Genomic DNA, 17,855 nt, shown 5'->3' with positions numbered 1-17,855 from the left:
TGCCCCCAACTTGTTATTATTATTGCAATTTAATTCACTTCGAGTGTATCAGCGGTGCGTGAACCGCGACTGAATCTCCCGCCACGCCTCTGCACCACGCCGTAGCATCTGCCAGCTCCGTGTCGAATAAACGCGCCCCAATTCCGCTTGCGCATCTGCCAATGCTCGTTGGGTTTGCGCCAATTCACTTTGTAAACCTGCCCAGCTATCTTGCGATGCCGCCAAAGGTTTCAACGGTTGCATCCGCGTCTGTCTGGTAGTGCTTTGCACGGGTAAAGCTGCTGCAATGAACTGGTAAGCAACTGCATCCGGGGCATGAAATGTTGCCAACGTTGCGGGCGTTACCTGCAAACCGGCGGCCTGCAAATGTTCAGCAATCACCGTATCAGCAAGGTCGTGACTGGTGTAATCCAAGTCCTGCATGTCGTAACCCGCTTCCGTCAACAGCGCTTGCAAAGTGGCTGCGGTAAAAAACTTTAGGTGCGTTTCGTCCAAAATCCCCGTAGCTTCGTAATTGAAGCCGCCTTTGAGTAACTCCAAACGTACCGAAGCGTGGGCAATATTGGGCACTGACAGCAACAACTGCCCCTCATCCAGCAATAGCGGTTTCAGGCGTTTCAACAGATCAGCGGGATGTTGCAAATGTTCCAACACATCCACCAAGGTAATTACGTCGAATTTTTCACCTTCAAGCGCATCTAGGCTATGCGGATCATCCAAGTTTTCGGTGAAAACGTAATCGCAGAAACATTGCGCTTGCCATGCGGCATAAACATTTTGCTCCACACCGATAACGCTGGCTTCGCATTGTTGTTTGAGGAGGCGGGACATGCTGCCATCCGCACAACCCAATTCTAAAACCCGTGCATAACGCGGCACACGGCGCACAATTTGGCTATGGGAATGGTTGTCGTGCAACGGCAGTTCAAAAGCGGCCTGATTCATTATTGTTGTCCCGTTGTAATAGCGGCAATGCAGGCCATAACCACCAGTGTCCGGGACTTTCCTTGATCCGCGCTTCGAGCTGGCTGGCAAGCTGGCACATCATCGCTTGTTCGTTATAATCGTTTGGATCAAGCAAGGCAGAAAACTCCGCAACTACCTGTCCATTCCCCCGGTCACGCATGTAGAAGGGCGCGACCACTGCCTCCATTTTTTTTGCAATCCTATAGATACCGGCAGGTAATCCAATCGTACTACCGAAAAACGGCACTGTCACGTTACCCGTGTGCGCTTGTGTGTATGGCACATCGAAAATCAATGCAATCAAGTGATTATCCAACGCCCGGTAGAGCGGACGCAGGTCATTGCCTTCCACTAAAAATGGCCCACCCAGCGCCTGCTGCAAGCGTTGTAACTTAAATAAACGGAAGCGGTATTCCGCCGGATGCAGCCCGTGGATATTTTCATCACCACCATCGCGGGTAATCGTGCCAGTCGTATACCCTAATGCCCGCATCGCCGACCCGGCAAACCAGAAACGCCCGAAATGCCCACCCGTCAGCAGCACCCGCTTGCCTTGCGCAAGCGCTTCCTGCACCACCTCAAAACCTTGCAATGCCACGATGTCGGCAATCGGTCGGTGTTGCAGATACCACGTATCCAGCGCTTCCTGTTCCACCATACGGAAATAATCGCCGAGCCAGCCGTCAAGCTGCGATTCAGTCGCTTCCGGCAAACAGGCTTGCATCTGGTTGCGGATGGCAGCACGTTCATCCTGTTTCTTGCGGGCAAAAAAACTAGCCTGCCGCGCCGCCAAAGCGTAGCCAACACGCGGCGGCAACTGCGCATACAGGGGGAACAACACATCGTAACGGACGGAAAAATCATCAGAGCGCCAACGCATCTTCCCGCTCCTCCTGCTTTTCCAACACTTCTGGCATTTCCCAGCGGTGCGGCAAATTCACCATCCCCACCCCTTGCGCTTGCGACGCTTGCTGCACACGGAAATGGCAGCAACGTTCCCGCGAGTCATAGACATGCACACCACTACTGTCGATCAGCCACACTTCCAGACAGTATTCACCGGAAAGCAGCGGCAAGCGGTCGATGACGAATCTCGCGGACAGCAAGCCGTTGCCGTTGTCTTGCATCTGCACACCGTCGTGTAAGGTGCTGATGCCGAAGCATTGGATGTCGTCGTTGCGGCGAATGACGATGCCCACATGCACATCAGTCAATGGGCGGTCGCCACGGCTGGCTTGGACAGTGACGGCAAAACGGTCGTGAGTTTGGAAGTACGGACGATTGAGCGTGACATTGAGCAATTGCGGAGAACCGTCGATGCGACACACCACCCTATCCTTTTTTTCTAGCCCTTCCCCCCTGCCCCGTACCGCATCCTGATACGCATCCACCACCGTCTGTGCATCGCCCAGCATCCTCACCCTGCCCTGTTCCAGCCACACGGCTTGGCGGCACATTTCGCGCACTTGGTAGAGGTTGTGGGAACAAAACACCAGCGTAGCGCCGTTACGCAGGATTGCCCGCATCCGGTCGAGGGATTTTTTCTGGAAATATTGGTCGCCGACGGAAAGCGCTTCGTCCACGATCAGCACATCGGGTTTGATGACGGCTGCAATGGCGAATACCAAGCGCACCACCATCCCGCTGGAATAGGTTTTCACTGGCTGTTGGGCAAACTCGCCCAGTTCGGCGAAGGCCAACACGCTTGGTAACTGCGCTTCGATTTCGCTGCGGGTAAGACCACGTAATGCTAAGCCCATCCGCGCATTTTCCACACCGCTGAATTCCGGCTGCATTCCTGTGCCGAGTTCCAGCAAAGCCGAACGCCTGCCCTGCACTTCGCAGCTACCGGAGGTAGGCGGGAGGTTGCCCGCCAGCATTTTCAACAGGGTACTTTTCCCCGCGCCGTTGTCACCGATAACACCCAGCGAATCCCCCGCTGCCAAGCTAAAACTGACCTCCTGCAAAGCGTGGAAAAGCGTATGGCGTGGGCGGCGCAACAACCATTCCAACAAAGCATCACGCGGGTGCGCGTAACGCTGGTAAGCCACACTTGCCTGTTCCAACCGGATTGCCGCACTCATAACACATACCTTGCACGCGGCATCAAGCGTTGGAACAGCCACAGCGCCAAGGCTAGCAAACCACCCGCCAGCAACAACAACGCGGTGAAATTTTCCCAACGGAAACTGCTTTCCAGCAACGCAGCACGATACCCCTGCACCAGTTGCGCCAACGGATTCAACTGCAAAAATGGCTGGAAACGTTCCGGCACAAGTTCGGGCGGGTAAACAATAGCGGAAACCAACAGCAACACCGTCAACAACGGCGGCATCAGTTGGCGCAAGTCACGCAGGAATACCCCCAGCACCGCCAAGCTGTAAGCAAATGCCAGCGAAAAAAGCACCCGCAACAGCAAAAATGGCAGGTAAAACAACACGCCAGTAGGCTGGCATAGCCCCTGCACACACAGCCACAACAGCAGCAAACCGATGGATAAAGCTTCCAACACCAGTGACGAACCGACAGGTAATAATGGCAGCAACATCGGGGAAAGCGGCGAATGCAGCAACAAATCACGCCGTTCCGTGAGGATAGCGGGCGCACGTGACAACACTTCTGCGAGTGCGTTGAAAGCCGTCAAACCCGCGAACAGGTTGGCAGCAAACTGCCCGGAACTGGTTTGCGCCCCAAAACGCAGTTGCAGGATTTCACCGAACACCAGCGCATACACCAGCAACAGGAACAACGGTTGCGCCAACAGCCAAAACACTCCCAGCGCCGTGCCTGCGTAACGTTCTTGCAGGTCGCGCCGCAACAGTTGCCACAGGAGGGTCAGGTTTGCGCTATTCACATCTTTGCATTCTGCTTGAATTTTTCACGCAAGCCGTCCAGCACCACTTTTTCTTGGTCTTGACGGTACTCTTGCTGTAATTCGGCAATGATTTCCGGCTTTACGGCTTCCAGCGAGCGGGTTTCGGCTTCCTTGCGGTCGAGGAAATACAGCAGATACGCCGTACCGCCTTGCACGATAACATCGCTCAAGGGTTGCGCAGCACTCAGTTTCTCAGCGGTAGCGTAAATGGCATCAGGCTTTTGCCCATCGGAAAACCATTGGCTGTCACCTTCGCTCAATTTACGCTCGGGTTCTTCGCTGTATTGCAGCACGGCTGCTTTGAAATCCTGCTTCCCTGCGGAAACTTGGGAGCGGATGTCTGCCAACTGTTTACGGGTTGCAGCTTCTTTGTCACCAGACGCTGCCATTTCCAGCATCCGTACCCGCAGACGTAAGGGCAAGTGGTATTGCTTGTCTTTGCGGGCTTGGTAGAGTTCTTCAGCACGGGCATTGAAATCCGGCATCCCTTCATCAAGGGAAGCTTGCAGCGCCAAACGCGCTAATTGGTCTTTACGGAATTCGACAACCAGCTTTTCGAGTTCGGGGCTTTTATCCAAGCCTTTACTCACTCCTTTTTCAGCCAAAGCATCACGGATATACAAGTTTTCAGGCGTCATCGCCGCATCAGCGAGCACAACCGAAAAGGGGAGGAACGCGCAAAGCAGCGCGGAAAAGTATTTACGCAGCATAAGCACCAACAATAATGAGCAAGCCAGAAACAAGAAAATGGGGGGCAGCACTAGCCGCCCCCCTGACCAAACGCAAGATTAGTCGCGTTGGATTTTGTGCGGGAGCGCATCGCCAAACAGGGAATGGGCATTCTCGCTGACATTACCTTCGATAAAGGCTGCGCCAGTCGCCGGAACACCTTTATACACATTGCTGTCAGCCGTATACGTACCCGGTGAAGCACTGTAACCTTTTGCCGACTTGAAGCCATCTTTCAAGCTGTAACCAGCGAATGACAAGCGTGCCCAACCCGTAACAAATGGGCCAACGCTGACACTTTGTTTGGAAGCACTGGAGAGGATTGTGCGGCTGTCATTGTACGATGGGTCAGTAGACTTGAAGCTGATGACGTTAACTTCACGTATCAAGGAACTGCTGGTATCCACTGGGTTTGTGCCACCCACTGGCGGTGAGAAACCAAATTCTTCATCGGAAGTGCTGCCACCAGTACCACCACCTGAAGAAGCTTGGCTGCCCTCTTCACGGTCAAAGATACCATTTTCAAAGCTAGCAATTACGTCACTACCGGCATTGGCAATCCCGTGTTTCTTCATCGGGAATGTCACTACCCAGTCCGTGTGACCATCATAACCAAACGACGGGTCAAGGAAGTATTCATTCAACAAATGCGGTGCAAGCAGGGCATGGGCAACAGGATAAGGGTTCGTGCCGCAAGCAGGTGTCAGTGAATCACCGTCTTTCAGGCAAGCATCACCCACTTCTGCGCCACTCTTCCAATCGGTGACAACCATTTCGGTTTCACCTGTAGGTTTTGTCACCATGACACTACTGCTGGTCACATCACCAGAAGCCAAGGACGGCAGCAGGAAGTTGTTAACGTCATCCGCACGGTAGTGTTGGGCTTTCGTGCTGTAATTGTCGATAGCAACCGGGTCAACCGAGAACGCTGAACCTTCCGCCACGTTCAAGATAGCAGAAGAACCGAACAGGCCACCTGTTGGGGCAGAAATTCCCTGACCTTTAGTGAAGACGCCGCCTTTTTTCGTGCTCCAAGCATCGGCAACCGCTTGGCAGTTGGTTGGTGTGCCATTCTTATGCAGGACACCAGCTTTGACTGTCGCATCATCAACGACACCCATTTCGATGACTTCCACATAACCTTCGCGGGTATCATCAGCGGTAACGTTAGGGTACAGGTTTGGCCCTGTAAATGGCTGGGGTTTGCCGCCACATTCACCATTACTACAGTTGACCAGTGCAGGCAATGTACAGCTACGGTCTGCGGTGCTCACCGCACCTATTGGTTTACCGGCCTTATCCACACCGGCTTTGACGGAACCTGTCCATACATCATTCGGAGACATATAGATATTGAAGTCCAGCACGTCATTGCTGGTTTTACCTTCACGGAAACGGATTTTGACGGCTTTGGTCTGGTCGGTGGAGTTGACCAAGTTGACGTTGGTAACATAGCCATCCCGCGCATTGTAGTATGGGAATAGCAGAACCTGCCCTGTACCATCGGGGTTGACATGCACAGCTTGTGCACTGGTGATGACCCCCACAGCCCCCAGAATGCCAACAGCAACACCGATGGCTATTTTGTTTTTCATGAACACTTGCGTGCCTCCTGTTTCTATCTTTTATCTATTGTTACGGAGTAGTAGTTGGATTCATTTTTATAATCTCAGGCATGTTCCCAGACCAACCTATTTCCGGGGCAGACCGTGCCATTATACGTGAATCCATTTCGTCTTTTTATACCCAAACCTATTGTTTTACATACCGCCAGTCCGAAAACCAACCATCTTTCACCCATGTTTCCGACACCCGGTCAGTGGTATCCACGGGCTTGGATAAGCCACGCATTTTCATCGTAACCGTCACATCCACCGCCACCGTACAACGCTTACCGGATGGTTCGCACTCAGCTTTATCCACTTTGGCATGGCTCCACAAACCGATACCATGCAACTTATTTTTGAAATGCGCATACGGCGTGGATTGCTGGAAAGCATCCGTGTAGTAGTGGTAAGCCTGCTCCGTATCCCCCGCAATGAGGGAATCCCAACGCTGTTGCGCACTTGCAGCCACTGTCGATTCCGCTGACAAATTGCAAGCTGATAGCAATACCGGCAAGCACAATGCCAATACCATAAAAGTCTGTTTACTTTGCATATTGCCCCTTCAATTGTGGAATAAAGTTATCGCCATCCATCAAGCGTTGCATACGGTCACGCATTTCCTCGCCAGTCGTTACCAAGTCATGCTGATCCTTAATCGCGGTCGGGGTAATCAGCACCAGTAATTCGGTACGCTTGCCGCTGCTGCTGTTGCCGCTGAACAATTCACCGACTACCGGCACTTTGCTCAGCCCCGGCACACCGTTACGCCCACTGGAATTGTTGTCGCGGATCAAGCCACCCAACACGATGGTTTCGCCACTCTTAACTGCCACGTTACTTTTGATATTACGCTGCAAGAAACTGCGGTTGCCGGTGGCAGCATCAATTTCACCCGTGTCGGTAATATCCTGCTGGATGTCCATTTTCACCAAACCGTTGGAGTTCACATGCGGTGTGACTTGCAAGGAAACCCCGGTATCTTTGTACTGCACGGTGGTGGAAGATGAACCTTGCGCGGTATCCAGCTTGCCGGTAAAGATCGGCTGCTGGTCGCCCACGCGGATGGAAGCCGTCTGGTTATCCAGCACCAACACTGATGGCGAAGACAATACCCGCACCTTGGATTCACGCGCCAAAGCATTAACCACACCAAAGATGTTGGAGGCCGCACCACTGGTTGAGAACGAGAAGCCCGCTGGCGGCACAAAACCTGTGCTAGAAGCTGTAGCCCTGCCCAAACCGTTACTGCCCACAAGATTGCCGGTATTCCTGAAGTACCACTGCAAGCCGTATTCCAGCCCGTCGGTCAGGGTCACTTCCATAATGGAAGCCTCCACCTGCACCTGCATCGGCATCTGGTCGATACGTTTGAGTGATTCCAAAATTTGCTGGTAAGTCTCATTGGTAGACATAATCATCAGCGAGTTATTGGTTTTGTCCGCAACGATACGCACTTCCGCATCTGGGTCGATATTGACGCCACCCCCACTGGAATCGCCGAGCATGGTTTTGGCAGGTTCCGCTGCTGCTTGATCCGTTCCCGCTGCTGCCTGCCCATCCGCGCCTACGGTAGCAGGAGTCAAACCCGGCGCAAGGCTGGACGCACTGCCGCCACCCGCCACTTTAGAACTGCTACTTTTCTTACCGCCAAAAATTTGGTTGAGCATATCCGCGAGATGTTCCGCATCGCCGTTTTGCACGTGGTAAACAAACAATTGCTGGCCTGCGGTCGGGCTTACTTGGTCGAAACGGTCTACCCAGTCCTTCATGTCCTTGAGGTAATCGGGGTTGGCGGAAATGATCATGATGCTGTTCATGTGCTCAATCGGCATGATCTTGATCATACCCGCCATCGGGCTATTGCCGCTTTCGCCGAACAGGGCATCGAGGTTTTTCGCCACCACTGCCGCTTCGACATTTTTGACGCGGTAAAGCCCCACCGACATGCCTTTCAGCACATCCACGTCGAAAGTCTTGACGGTTGCCGCCAAGTTGGCAAGCTCGGAACTGGTTCCCGCCAGCACCAACATATTGCGGTTCGGGTCAACCCGCACGAAGGCATCCGGGCTAGCCAGTGGCTCCAGAATTTTCTGCATTTCGGCAGCAGGGATGTAACGCAGGGTCACGACTTGCATACTGTAACCCGGCTTGATTTGCCCTGCGGATGGCATAAACCCCCGCCCTTTCAGATTAGCGCGGGCAGCCACCCGGTAGTTGCCAGTATCATCCTTGTACAGCACCGCACCTTGGGTTTGCAGCAAAGATTCAAGGGTCGGAATCAAGGTGTCACGCGGGATCGGATCGGTGGAACTGATGGTCACTTCCCCTTCCACCCCCGGCTCTACGGTGTAGGTTTGCTTGAGGATGTCCCCCAAAACCACTTTCACCACTTCGCGGATGCTGGCGCGTTCAAAATTGAGCGCCACACCGTCATCATCGCCCTTTTTCCCACCCATTGCCGGGCGTTTCACATCGTTACGGTAATATTGCTGGTCGCCCAAGATCAGTTCCACATCACCTTTGCCTTTCTTATCAGCATCAGCACTGGCGGCAGCAGCCGTCGGCTGCATGGTATCCCATGCGGGTGTGGTGGATGTTGAGGGCGTCACGGACGTGTTACCCGTATCGCTGACAGGCATTACTCCGCCGGTATTGACTGGATGCAGCACGGGAGGCGCATACGCCTTATCATCCAACTCCCGGATGGACGCGCTGCGTTGGAAACCCTTGGATTTGGTATTATCACGATAGCCCGGACTGTCTTTAATGGATGCGCAAGCAGACATAAGTACCGCCACGCTGACCAGTCCAACGATGTTGTCCCTGTAATTCACAAAGCAAACCCCATTATTATTTTTATCATGCGACACATCCGCCTTGCGGTCAGATATGTGAAGCCCCATTCATAGTAATATTTTTTTTATGCAATAAAAAGTACAGTTTATCGGAAGTCCCCCGATATTACTGCTTGGCGGGTTGCCCCGGTGTTGGCGGTGGCGCCTCTTCTGCATCGCCAGCCAAGCTCCCCCAACGCGAAGCCATCAAGCGTTGGCGTGCTTCCAGCGCTTCCTTGACGGACAGCGCGGGCGGTTGTTTCGCGGTATCCGCCGGAAACGGCAAACCCGCCCCCTCTTTCGCCGGATCACCCGTATGAGGCATCGCCTCCGCAGGCACAGCGGCGGCAAGCGCTTGCGGAACCGGAGCCATCTGCGCCGGGGGCCTTGTTTTGGCAGTTGCCGCCTGTTGTTGCTTGGCTTGCTGTTGCACGGCTTTGGTTTGGGCAAGCTGCGGGTTTTCTTGCGGCGACGCGAAATCACCCACCAAGGGAATATCTTGCTTTTGCTCACCCAAGGCCACAATCAAGCGGTCAGGATCAATGCCGGATACTGTCCACGCCCCCCACGTATCCCCCACTTTCAAATGCACGCTGCCACCTGCGGAATTTTGCATAATCCCAAACAAATGGTCGCCCATATCAATGATGCCAATCAGCCGCCCTTCCGGCAGCGCGGAATCGACCGTCGCCATAACGGGTGCTACGGCTTCTACTTTGGGTGGCTCCACGGCTTTGCGGCCTGCCCAGAACAGCGGGGTTTTAACCATTTGCGGGTAAGCATCCATCTCTGGCGTGTCCAACACCCCGGCATCCGGGATATGCACGCTGACTTCGTCCGCTGCCTGCCCTTGGTTTTCATCCTGCATTTTCAGGCTGACCAAACTCCACGCTGCCAACCCCAGCAGTCCTGCACTGCCCAGCAACAACAGCGATTGGATGGGCGGATTAATTAGCTTCTTCATGGCTAACCTCCCCACCGCGCCAGTAGCTGGAAATCATCACTTCCGCCTTCACCACCTGCTTATCTTTGCCCTCATCCTCAATCGGCTTTATATCAATGCTTTCGACGAAAATGAGCGGGCGGGCGCGGTACGCCTGATGCAACACTTCCCGCAATAACGCTGGGCTACTCTGGAAAACCGCCTTGACCATCACCCGCTGATAGACGGAATCTTTTTCCTTTTCATCCGCTTGCTGGGCATCGTCAACCACTTCGGAACTGACCAATACGCCATTGTCGCGGGTAATCACGGTCGCCAGATGTTTCTGCAATTCCTTCGCCACCTGCGCCGAAGTCATGCCTGCCGGGTAAAACAGCTTATCCAAGCCCTGCTGTTGCACGCGCTCGTATTCAGCAGTGAGTTCCGGGGTCGCGTTGGAAACTTGGCGGAAACGGCTCAATTGCTGATAGCCACTTTCAACCCGCTGCCCATAATCCAAAGTCGCTTGCACCAAAGGGATCACCAGCAGGAATACCAGCACCAACAGCAGCACCGCCAGCAGCCCCCATGACAATAAGGTTTGGTGCTTTTTCAGTAAGGCTTCATTGAGCATGGGCGACCTCCACCGTTGCTTCGATATGGAAGCGGTCATTGCCGTTATCCTTGTTACGGGTCACAGGCGACTTGAAATGCACATTGGAAAATTCCGGTGCTTCTTCCAGCGTGTCAATCAGGCTCAGCGCCTTGCCCGACTCACCACGGATTTCCAGCACTTTGTTACCCAAGGTCAGGCGTTCCAACCATGTGTCGCTGGGGATTTTATCTGATAGCTTTTCCACCACATCCAAGGCGACTGGGGAGGTTTTGCGTTTTTCTTCCAGAAACTTGAGGGCATCTTGCGCCGCCATCAGCTTGTCGCGGATTGCCAATTGCGCAGCGGAAGATTGGCGCAAGCCCGCCAGCGCCTCGTCAATTTGTTCCACCCGCCGGTATTTATAAGCCAGCGGAGCCAGCAGCGAGAGGATCAGCGCCCCGATAAAGCAATACAAAGGAATCATCGACCAGCCCTGCGCCCGTGCGGCGTGCTGATCCTGCATCAAGTTGACGTGGCTGGCAGCATCCGCCACGGAAAGGCTATGCACTTGCACAATCCCTGCCTCCTCCAATTGCCGCAGCAGGCGGTCAATAATGTGTTTGGGGACGACATGGATGTCAGCAAGCACTTCTTTACGTGCCTTATCGTGCTGCACCTGATGCGCATCAAACAACACATTATCCACACTGAAAGGTGTCAGGCGGTCAAGCTGGTAGCCCACCACTTGGCGCAAGTTATCTTTCACCGCTTCGGGAAAATGGCGTTGCAGGTGTAACACCTGTGCCTTGCCCAAACGCAATTCAACCTGATACGGCTTACCCGCCATTGAGGCAGGCACGCAATCCAGCGCGGAACCGGCTTCCCCCAGCAGGAACTCACCGCAGGTCTGGGTCTTGCCATCCTGTTGCCAAGTCACATCAATGTGCGTGGCATCACGCAGGTGCAAGACAAGGCACGGCAGGTCACTACGGAATAATTTACGCAATGCATCCGGCAGGCTATTGAATAACCCTTCCCCCCACCAGCGCATGAATGCTCGAAGTTTTGGCATGAATGACATATTTTTATATTTTTATTGAAGAACCCCAGCGGCAAGCCTAACCCACCCACCCCCGTCTGTCGAACTTGACCCGACCAAGTGTATATTTACCTACCGGGCAATCAATCGGCAGTTTACAAGCCGCCTGTCCTGCGCTACGATTGCGCCCTTGATTTTGCCCCGTGTAAAATCCTGCGGAAAAGTGTCCGAGTGGTCGAAGGAGCACGCCTGGAAAGTGTGTATACGGTAACGTATCAAGGGTTCGAATCCCTTCTTTTCCGCCATCATTTAAAAGCCCCGTATAGTCAATGACTTGCGGGGCTTTTTCGTTTCTGCACCAGTAAATGGCTATTCACAATAAATAAAATTGCTGCTAGCATTAAAAAGCACACAAGAAGCACTCGCGCTGCTAACTAATACAACAAAACTAATGAGGAACAAGCGCATGAAACGCCATCTATTGGGAATATCCACTATCCTCCTCTGCGGCTTGTTGGGTGCTGCCCACGCCGACACGCAAACCATCACTATCGGCAAACTGAAAGCAGCACCGCAAGTAGACGGCTCCGCAGACGACTGGAAAGATATTGCAGGCGCTCAAATCCCCCTCACCTATCTCGGCAAACCGGAACTGACCAAGACTGTCACCCTGAAAGCCGGTGTGTTCGGCGATGAAGTCTTCTTCTACAGCGAATGGGAAGACAGCACCGAAGACACCCAGCACAAGCCGCATGTGTGGGATGAAGCCCAACAGAAATACATCGAAGGCCCACAACGTGAAGACCGTTTCGCCCTCGAATTTGCAATGGATGGTGATTACGACGCCAACTGGTTTTCCGGCAAGGAATTCAAGGCCGACATGTGGAACTGGAAAGCGGGCCGCACCAACCCGATGGGCATTGCCCACGACAAGATGACCATCATCAGCAAGCAGGCCATGGAAGGTTCCTACAAGGCCACACTGCCGGATGGTGCAACCCTCTACATCCTGCGCCCCACCGATGCCGGGGAAGAACCCTATGAATCCAAACGCTATTTCAAGAAACAGCAAGATGTGATGCCCAAATACGTGGCACGAGAGCCACTATTGAAAGGCATGGATGACATCAAGGCCAAAGGGGTATGGAAAGATGGCAAGTGGTATCTGGAACAAAGCCGCAAGCTGGATACACAACAGACCGATGACGTGCGCTTCACACCGGATGGCAGCGTAAAGGGAGCTATCGCCGTGTTTGACCATGACGATAACAACAAACACTTCACTTCCACTACTCTGCTGTTCAAATTCTGAAGCGGCAGCGAGCATAGCACATGCGTATTCTCACCAACCTGCGGCTGCTGCAAATTATCGACAGCGCCCTGCTGATCATTCTGCTGGGGATTATTGCCCTGTTGCTGTGGTTCAGCCTCAGCAATGTTTCGCACAAAGCCCAGCAGAACCAGCAGCAATCTGCCACAGCCATGCAGGAAGCCTATGCCTCTTTCCAGCAGCAGGTAGAACTGGAAACCCGCATTGATGCGCAACGCGAAGCCTACGACACGCTGGAACAAGAGTTTTTCAAATTCGCCAATAACCCGAATAGCGACCGCAGCTACCTGCCTGTCCTGAATGACCTGTCTGATGACTTGATGCTGAAATACAAGCAGCTCCTGCAAGCCTGGCCTGCTGACGCTGACCCACAACTGCGGGAACAGTTTGAGGAATACACTGGCATCATGGCCAACCTCACCGCTGAACTGGAAACGGCATTATCACCGTATCAATGGCAGCAACTGGCACGTGATGCCCACGATACTGCCATCGAAGCCCGCGAACTGATGGAAGAACTGGAAGCAATGGATGACACCATGGCCAAGCAGGTGATGTCAGCCATCCAGCAGTCGATGGACAGCAATGCCAGCAATGCCGAACAAATGGCAACCCGCCTAGCAACCATCCAGTACCGCACCCTGTGGATCGCCGCCCTGTTAATCACCTTGCTCATTATTAGCCGCACCTATTTTTCAGGCAATTTCAAACAGCTCATTTACTCCGCCCGTCATGCCCAAACCACCGCCGAAGATGCGGTCAAAACCAAGGCGCGGTTCCTCGCCACCATGAGCCACGAAATCCGCACCCCCATGAATGGCGTAATCGGCATGACCCGCTTGCTGATGAATACGCCCATGAGCAAAAAGCAGAGCGAGTTTGTGGAAAGCATCCACCTCAGCGGCGAACACCTGCTCACCGTCATTAACGATGTGCTGGACTTTTCCAAGATCGAAGCAGGCAAACTCGACCTCAAGCGTGAGCCGCTGGAATTGCGGGCGTGTATCGAAGACGTATTCAACCTGCTGACCTCCAAGGCGATGGAAAAAAATCTGGAACTGGCCTACGCCGTTGGCCCTTCCATCCCGCTTTTCATCGAAGGCGATATGGTGCGCCTGCGGCAAGTCCTCACCAACCTCCTCGGCAACGCCATCAAGTTCACCGAACAGGGCGAAATTACCGTATTCGTGATGCCGCACAGCCACCAAGGGGATGAGTACGAACTCGAATTCCAAATCAACGACACGGGCGCAGGTATTCCCGCTGACCGGGTGGAAAGTATCTTTGAACAGTTCAGCCAGGCCGACAATGCCCTGACCCGCCGGGGTGAAGGCACAGGCTTGGGGCTGGCGATTTCCCGCCGTCTGGTGGAAATGATGGATGGCAGAATCTGGGCAGAAAGCACCCTCGGTGTCGGCAGCCGTTTCCACTTCACCATCAAGACCCGCAAAACCGAAGGCAAGCTCAAACCGTTCCTGCACCCCGACATCCCGGAAATCATCGGCAAGCGCATCCTGATTGTGGAAAACAACCCCGCCAGCCATCAGGCATTGCGGGACTTCTGCTCAGGCTGGGGAGCCATTACCCAAGCCTGCTGCACCACCAGTGAAGCGATTGCCCTGATTGCCACCGGCAGCACCTACGACATCGGGCTGGTAGACAGCAACCTGCCGAATGCTTCCGCGCTGGATTTAGGCAAATACGTGCGCAGCCGTTACAGCAAGCAGGAATTCCCGCTGATCCTGATTGCCCCACCCAACGATGCCCACCCCAAAGACACGGTGCGGGAAATCTTCAACCTGTACCTAACCAAACCGATTACCCGCAGCCGCCTGTTCGACAGCCTGATGACGGTCATGGGTGAACTCAACCTCGTCACCGTGCGCCCGGAACAATCCCGCCTCAAACTGGGCGAACGCTTGCCGCTTTCCATCCTGCTGGCAGAAGACAACCCGATCAACCAGATTGTGGCGACCTCCATCCTCGAGGAAATGGCTTACAAGGCCGAAATTGCCGAAAACGGGCGGCAAGCGGTGGACGCCCTGCGCAAGAAGCCATTCGATGTGATTTTCATGGACATGCAGATGCCGGAAATGGACGGGTTGGAAGCCACCCGCACCATCCGTGCCGAATTCCCGCCCGACCGCCAACCGATCATCATCGCCATGACTGCCAATGCGATGGAAAGCGACAAGCAGGAATGCCTGAATGCGGGCATGAACGACTACATCAGCAAACCGATCCTGCCGGAAGCGATCGAAGCTGCCCTGCAACGTTCACTCGCCAGCTTGGACAAGCAGGCGGAACCGGCATGATCAGGCTCATCCGCCATAACATCAGCTTGCCCTACATTCTGGATGGGCTGGTGCTAGCTTTGTTGGCGGGGTTACTGACCGCCCTGATCTGGTTCAACCTGAGCGGGGTTTCCAGCCAGGTGACTGGCAACATGGAAGGATCAACCCTGCAAATCCAGCGTACCCAGCACCTGTTTGCACAGCAACAGGAACTGGACGCAAAAATTACCGCCCAACACGAAGTGTTTGACCAGTTGCTGGGCGGGCTGGACAACCTGGCTTCCCAGCCAGACACGTCCCTGTTCAGCCCCCGGAAAATCCATATCCTCGGCAACACGCTGGCGGTCAAGGCCGAACTGCTGCTGCAAAGCTGGCCAGAAGAACTCAGCCCAGTCCTCAAACAGGCTTACCGGCACGCCGTAGCCGACGTCAGCCAGCAGAGCAGCGCTCTCGCAACCAGCCCGGTCGTAGAATGGGGCAGCAAAGTAAAACTGCTGCACCAGACACTCCAGCAGATACACCCGCAAATCATGCAAGTGGATATGCTGGACGACCACCTAGGCAAGCAGGCGCGGGATGCCCTCCATGCCACTACCCAAACCAACCAGCAAAATATCCGCGACATCCAGACTAGCCTAGACAAGCTCAAGCAAGGCATGTTGTGGGGTACATTGGCCATCATCCTTGCCATGCTGCTCAGCCGCCTGTATTTCTCACGCCGCTTTCAGCACATGACCCAAAACGCCCGCCGGGCGCAGGCCATTGCCGAGGAAGCCGTCAAAACCAAGGCACGTTTCCTTGCCACCATGAGCCACGAAATCCGCACCCCCATGAACGGGGTGATCGGCATGACCCGCCTGCTGATGAATACCCCGATGAGCAAGAAGCAGAGCGAGTTCGTGGAAAGCATCCACCTCAGCGGCGAACACCTGCTGACCGTGATCAACGACGTGCTGGACTTTTCCAAGATCGAAGCAGGCAAGCTCGACCTCAAGCGCGAACCGTTTGACCTGCGTGCCTGCATCGAGGAAATCCTCAACCTGCTGCACGCCAAGGCGCTGGAAAAGAATCTGGAACTGGCCTACACCGTTGGCCCTTCCATCCCGGTTTTCATTGAAGGCGATATGGTGCGTTTGCGGCAAATCCTCACCAATCTGGTCGGTAATGCCATCAAATTTACCGACAGCGGCGAAATCACCATCTTTGTCCTGCCACGCAGCCGCAAGGGTGATGATTACGAACTCGAATTCCAGATCAACGACACCGGCCCTGGTATTCCCGCTGACCGGCTCGACAGCATTTTCGAGCAGTTCAGCCGTGCCGATGACAAACTGGTGCGCCAGCGCGAAGGCACAGGGCTGGGGCTGGCCATTTCCCGCCACCTGATTGACATGATGGGCGGGCGCATCTGGGTGGAAAGCACCGTGGGAGTTGGCAGCCGTTTCCACTTCACCATCAGGACACGCAAAGCCAAAGGGCAGCTCAAACCGTTCCTGCACAACAATATCCCGGCGATTATCGGCAAGCGCATCCTGATTGTGGAAAACAATCCCGCCAGTTGCCAGGCATTGCAGGATTTCTGCCGGGGCTGGGGAGCAGTTGCCGATGCCGTACCAACCGCTGCCGATGCCGTCAGCCTCCTTGCTGTGGGCAAACCGTATGATATTGCCCTGATCGAAACCAACCTGCCGGGGGACTCACCACTGGAACTGAGCCGCTATATCCGCAGCCGTTACAGCAAGCAGGAATTATCACTGATCCTGATTGCCCCACCCAATGATCGGCATCCCAAGGAAGTGGTGCGTGAGCTGTTCAACCAGTACCTGACCAAACCCCTCACCCGCAGCCGCCTGTTCGACAGCCTGATGACCGTGCTGGGTGAGGCCAGCCTGTTGCCTGCCAAAGCCCCCCCCTCTACCCTCAAATTGGGCGAGCGTCTGCCGCTTACCATCCTGCTGGCAGAGGACAATCCGATCAACCAGATTGTCGCCACCGCCATTCTGGCAGAACTGGCTTATCAGGTCGATGTAGCTGAAAACGGCGTGCAGGCACTGACCGCCCTGCAACGCCAGCCTTACGACGTGATTTTCATGGACATGCAGATGCCGGAAATGAATGGTCTGGAAGCCACCCGCCGTATCCGTGCCGATTTCCCGCCTGAGCGCCAGCCCGTCATCATTGCCATGACTGCCAACGCCATGGAAGGCGACCGCCAAGAATGCTTGGATGCAGGCATGAACGATTACATCAGCAAGCCGGTGTTGCCGGAAGCGGTCGAAGCTGCCCTACAACGCTGCTGCCAACATAACCCTAACAAGCACAATAAACCGGAGTACGCTCATGAAACTGTTAGCGCTTGAAACCTTGCAAAGCCTGCCCTCGGTCATTTTGCCCCGGCTGATCAAGATGTTCAGTGACACGACCCCGGCATTGCTCGACGAAATCCGTACCCACACCCAACAGGGTAACTGGCTGGATATGGCTAAAGCGGCGCACAAACTGAAAGGCTCTTGCGTGAGTTTAGGCGCGGAACAAATGGCGGACATCTGCAAAGATTTGCAGCACAAAGGTGAGGCTAATGACCCAACAGGGGTCGAAGGACAGGTAGAGGCACTGGCGGCGCTCTACCCCTTAACGCTCAACGCGATGCAAAGTTTGTAAGCC

Annotated in this window: 15 protein-coding genes and 1 tRNA gene; 5 read left to right on the top strand and 11 right to left on the bottom strand. The window is 54.4% G+C overall.

Translation table 11 applies throughout. The annotated features are described in order from the left end of the window. Positions 1–48 precede the first annotated feature (48 nt). The 11 genes from PHE17_RS10065 to PHE17_RS10015 all read right to left on the bottom strand — a co-directional run bounded on the left by PHE17_RS10065 (position 49) and on the right by PHE17_RS10015 (position 11,600). Positions 49–945, bottom strand: a complete 897-nt coding sequence (locus tag PHE17_RS10065) for a methyltransferase domain-containing protein (protein ID WP_301015716.1) — start codon at positions 943–945, stop codon at positions 49–51. Further along, a complete protein-coding gene (locus tag PHE17_RS10060; RefSeq protein WP_301015715.1) occupies positions 926–1,846 on the bottom strand; it encodes a lipid A biosynthesis acyltransferase in 921 nt (306 codons plus the stop codon). Before PHE17_RS10060 ends, PHE17_RS10065 begins: the two co-directional genes overlap by 20 nt. After that, positions 1,830–3,050 carry an ABC transporter ATP-binding protein gene (locus tag PHE17_RS10055; protein WP_301015714.1) on the bottom strand — a complete coding sequence of 407 codons (1,221 nt, stop codon included), beginning with the start codon at positions 3,048–3,050 and terminating at the stop codon, positions 1,830–1,832. The genes PHE17_RS10060 and PHE17_RS10055 overlap by 17 nt, the downstream gene beginning before the upstream one ends. Further along, on the bottom strand, positions 3,047–3,820 hold the full coding sequence (locus tag PHE17_RS10050; RefSeq protein WP_301015713.1) for an ABC transporter permease: 774 nt from the start codon (positions 3,818–3,820) through the stop codon (positions 3,047–3,049). Before PHE17_RS10050 ends, PHE17_RS10055 begins: the two co-directional genes overlap by 4 nt. Further along, on the bottom strand, positions 3,817–4,602 hold the full coding sequence (locus tag PHE17_RS10045) for a peptidylprolyl isomerase (protein WP_301015712.1): 786 nt from the start codon (positions 4,600–4,602) through the stop codon (positions 3,817–3,819). The genes PHE17_RS10050 and PHE17_RS10045 overlap by 4 nt, the downstream gene beginning before the upstream one ends. A 27-nt stretch (positions 4,603–4,629) precedes the next feature. Continuing rightward, entirely contained in the window at positions 4,630–6,165 is a 1,536-nt protein-coding gene (locus PHE17_RS10040) for a hypothetical protein (protein ID WP_301015711.1), read from the bottom strand. Positions 6,166–6,322: 157 nt separating this feature from the next. Continuing rightward, positions 6,323–6,730 (bottom strand): hypothetical protein, encoded by a 408-nt coding sequence (locus PHE17_RS10035; protein ID WP_301015710.1) that lies wholly within the window; start codon positions 6,728–6,730, stop codon positions 6,323–6,325. Next, positions 6,720–9,011, bottom strand: coding sequence for a type II secretion system secretin GspD (gene gspD, locus PHE17_RS10030; protein ID WP_301015709.1), 2,292 nt, complete (start codon positions 9,009–9,011; stop codon positions 6,720–6,722). The genes PHE17_RS10035 and gspD overlap by 11 nt, the downstream gene beginning before the upstream one ends. Before the next feature lie 127 nt (positions 9,012–9,138). Next, positions 9,139–9,975 carry a hypothetical protein gene (locus PHE17_RS10025; protein ID WP_301015708.1) on the bottom strand — a complete coding sequence of 279 codons (837 nt, stop codon included), beginning with the start codon at positions 9,973–9,975 and terminating at the stop codon, positions 9,139–9,141. Next, positions 9,959–10,567, bottom strand: coding sequence for a type II secretion system protein GspM (gene gspM / locus PHE17_RS10020; protein WP_301015707.1), 609 nt, complete (start codon positions 10,565–10,567; stop codon positions 9,959–9,961). Before gspM ends, PHE17_RS10025 begins: the two co-directional genes overlap by 17 nt. Next, positions 10,557–11,600: a PilN domain-containing protein gene (locus PHE17_RS10015; RefSeq protein ID WP_301015706.1), complete on the bottom strand. Its 1,044-nt coding sequence runs from the start codon at positions 11,598–11,600 to the stop codon at positions 10,557–10,559. Before PHE17_RS10015 ends, gspM begins: the two co-directional genes overlap by 11 nt. A 184-nt stretch (positions 11,601–11,784) precedes the next feature. Between PHE17_RS10015 and PHE17_RS10010 the strand changes: the two genes are divergently transcribed. The 5 genes from PHE17_RS10010 to PHE17_RS09990 all read left to right on the top strand — a co-directional run bounded on the left by PHE17_RS10010 (position 11,785) and on the right by PHE17_RS09990 (position 17,852). After that, positions 11,785–11,872 (top strand) — tRNA-Ser (locus tag PHE17_RS10010). 161 nt (positions 11,873–12,033) lie between these two features. Continuing rightward, positions 12,034–12,879 carry an ethylbenzene dehydrogenase-related protein gene (locus PHE17_RS10005; protein WP_301015705.1) on the top strand — a complete coding sequence of 282 codons (846 nt, stop codon included), beginning with the start codon at positions 12,034–12,036 and terminating at the stop codon, positions 12,877–12,879. Between the two features lie 20 nt (positions 12,880–12,899). Then, positions 12,900–15,212, top strand: coding sequence for a response regulator (locus PHE17_RS10000; protein WP_301015704.1), 2,313 nt, complete (start codon positions 12,900–12,902; stop codon positions 15,210–15,212). Further along, positions 15,209–17,551 (top strand): response regulator, encoded by a 2,343-nt coding sequence (locus PHE17_RS09995; protein WP_301015703.1) that lies wholly within the window; start codon positions 15,209–15,211, stop codon positions 17,549–17,551. Before PHE17_RS10000 ends, PHE17_RS09995 begins: the two co-directional genes overlap by 4 nt. Beyond that, positions 17,532–17,852, top strand: a complete 321-nt coding sequence (locus PHE17_RS09990; RefSeq protein WP_301015702.1) for an Hpt domain-containing protein — start codon at positions 17,532–17,534, stop codon at positions 17,850–17,852. Before PHE17_RS09995 ends, PHE17_RS09990 begins: the two co-directional genes overlap by 20 nt. The last annotated feature ends 3 nt before the right edge of the window (positions 17,853–17,855 follow it).

The organism is Thiothrix sp., from assembly GCF_028714775.1.
GTDB lineage: Bacteria > Pseudomonadota > Gammaproteobacteria > Thiotrichales > Thiotrichaceae > Thiothrix.
The sequence above is the reverse complement of the archived record's forward strand: the minus strand, read 5'-3'. Positions and strand labels throughout refer to the sequence as shown.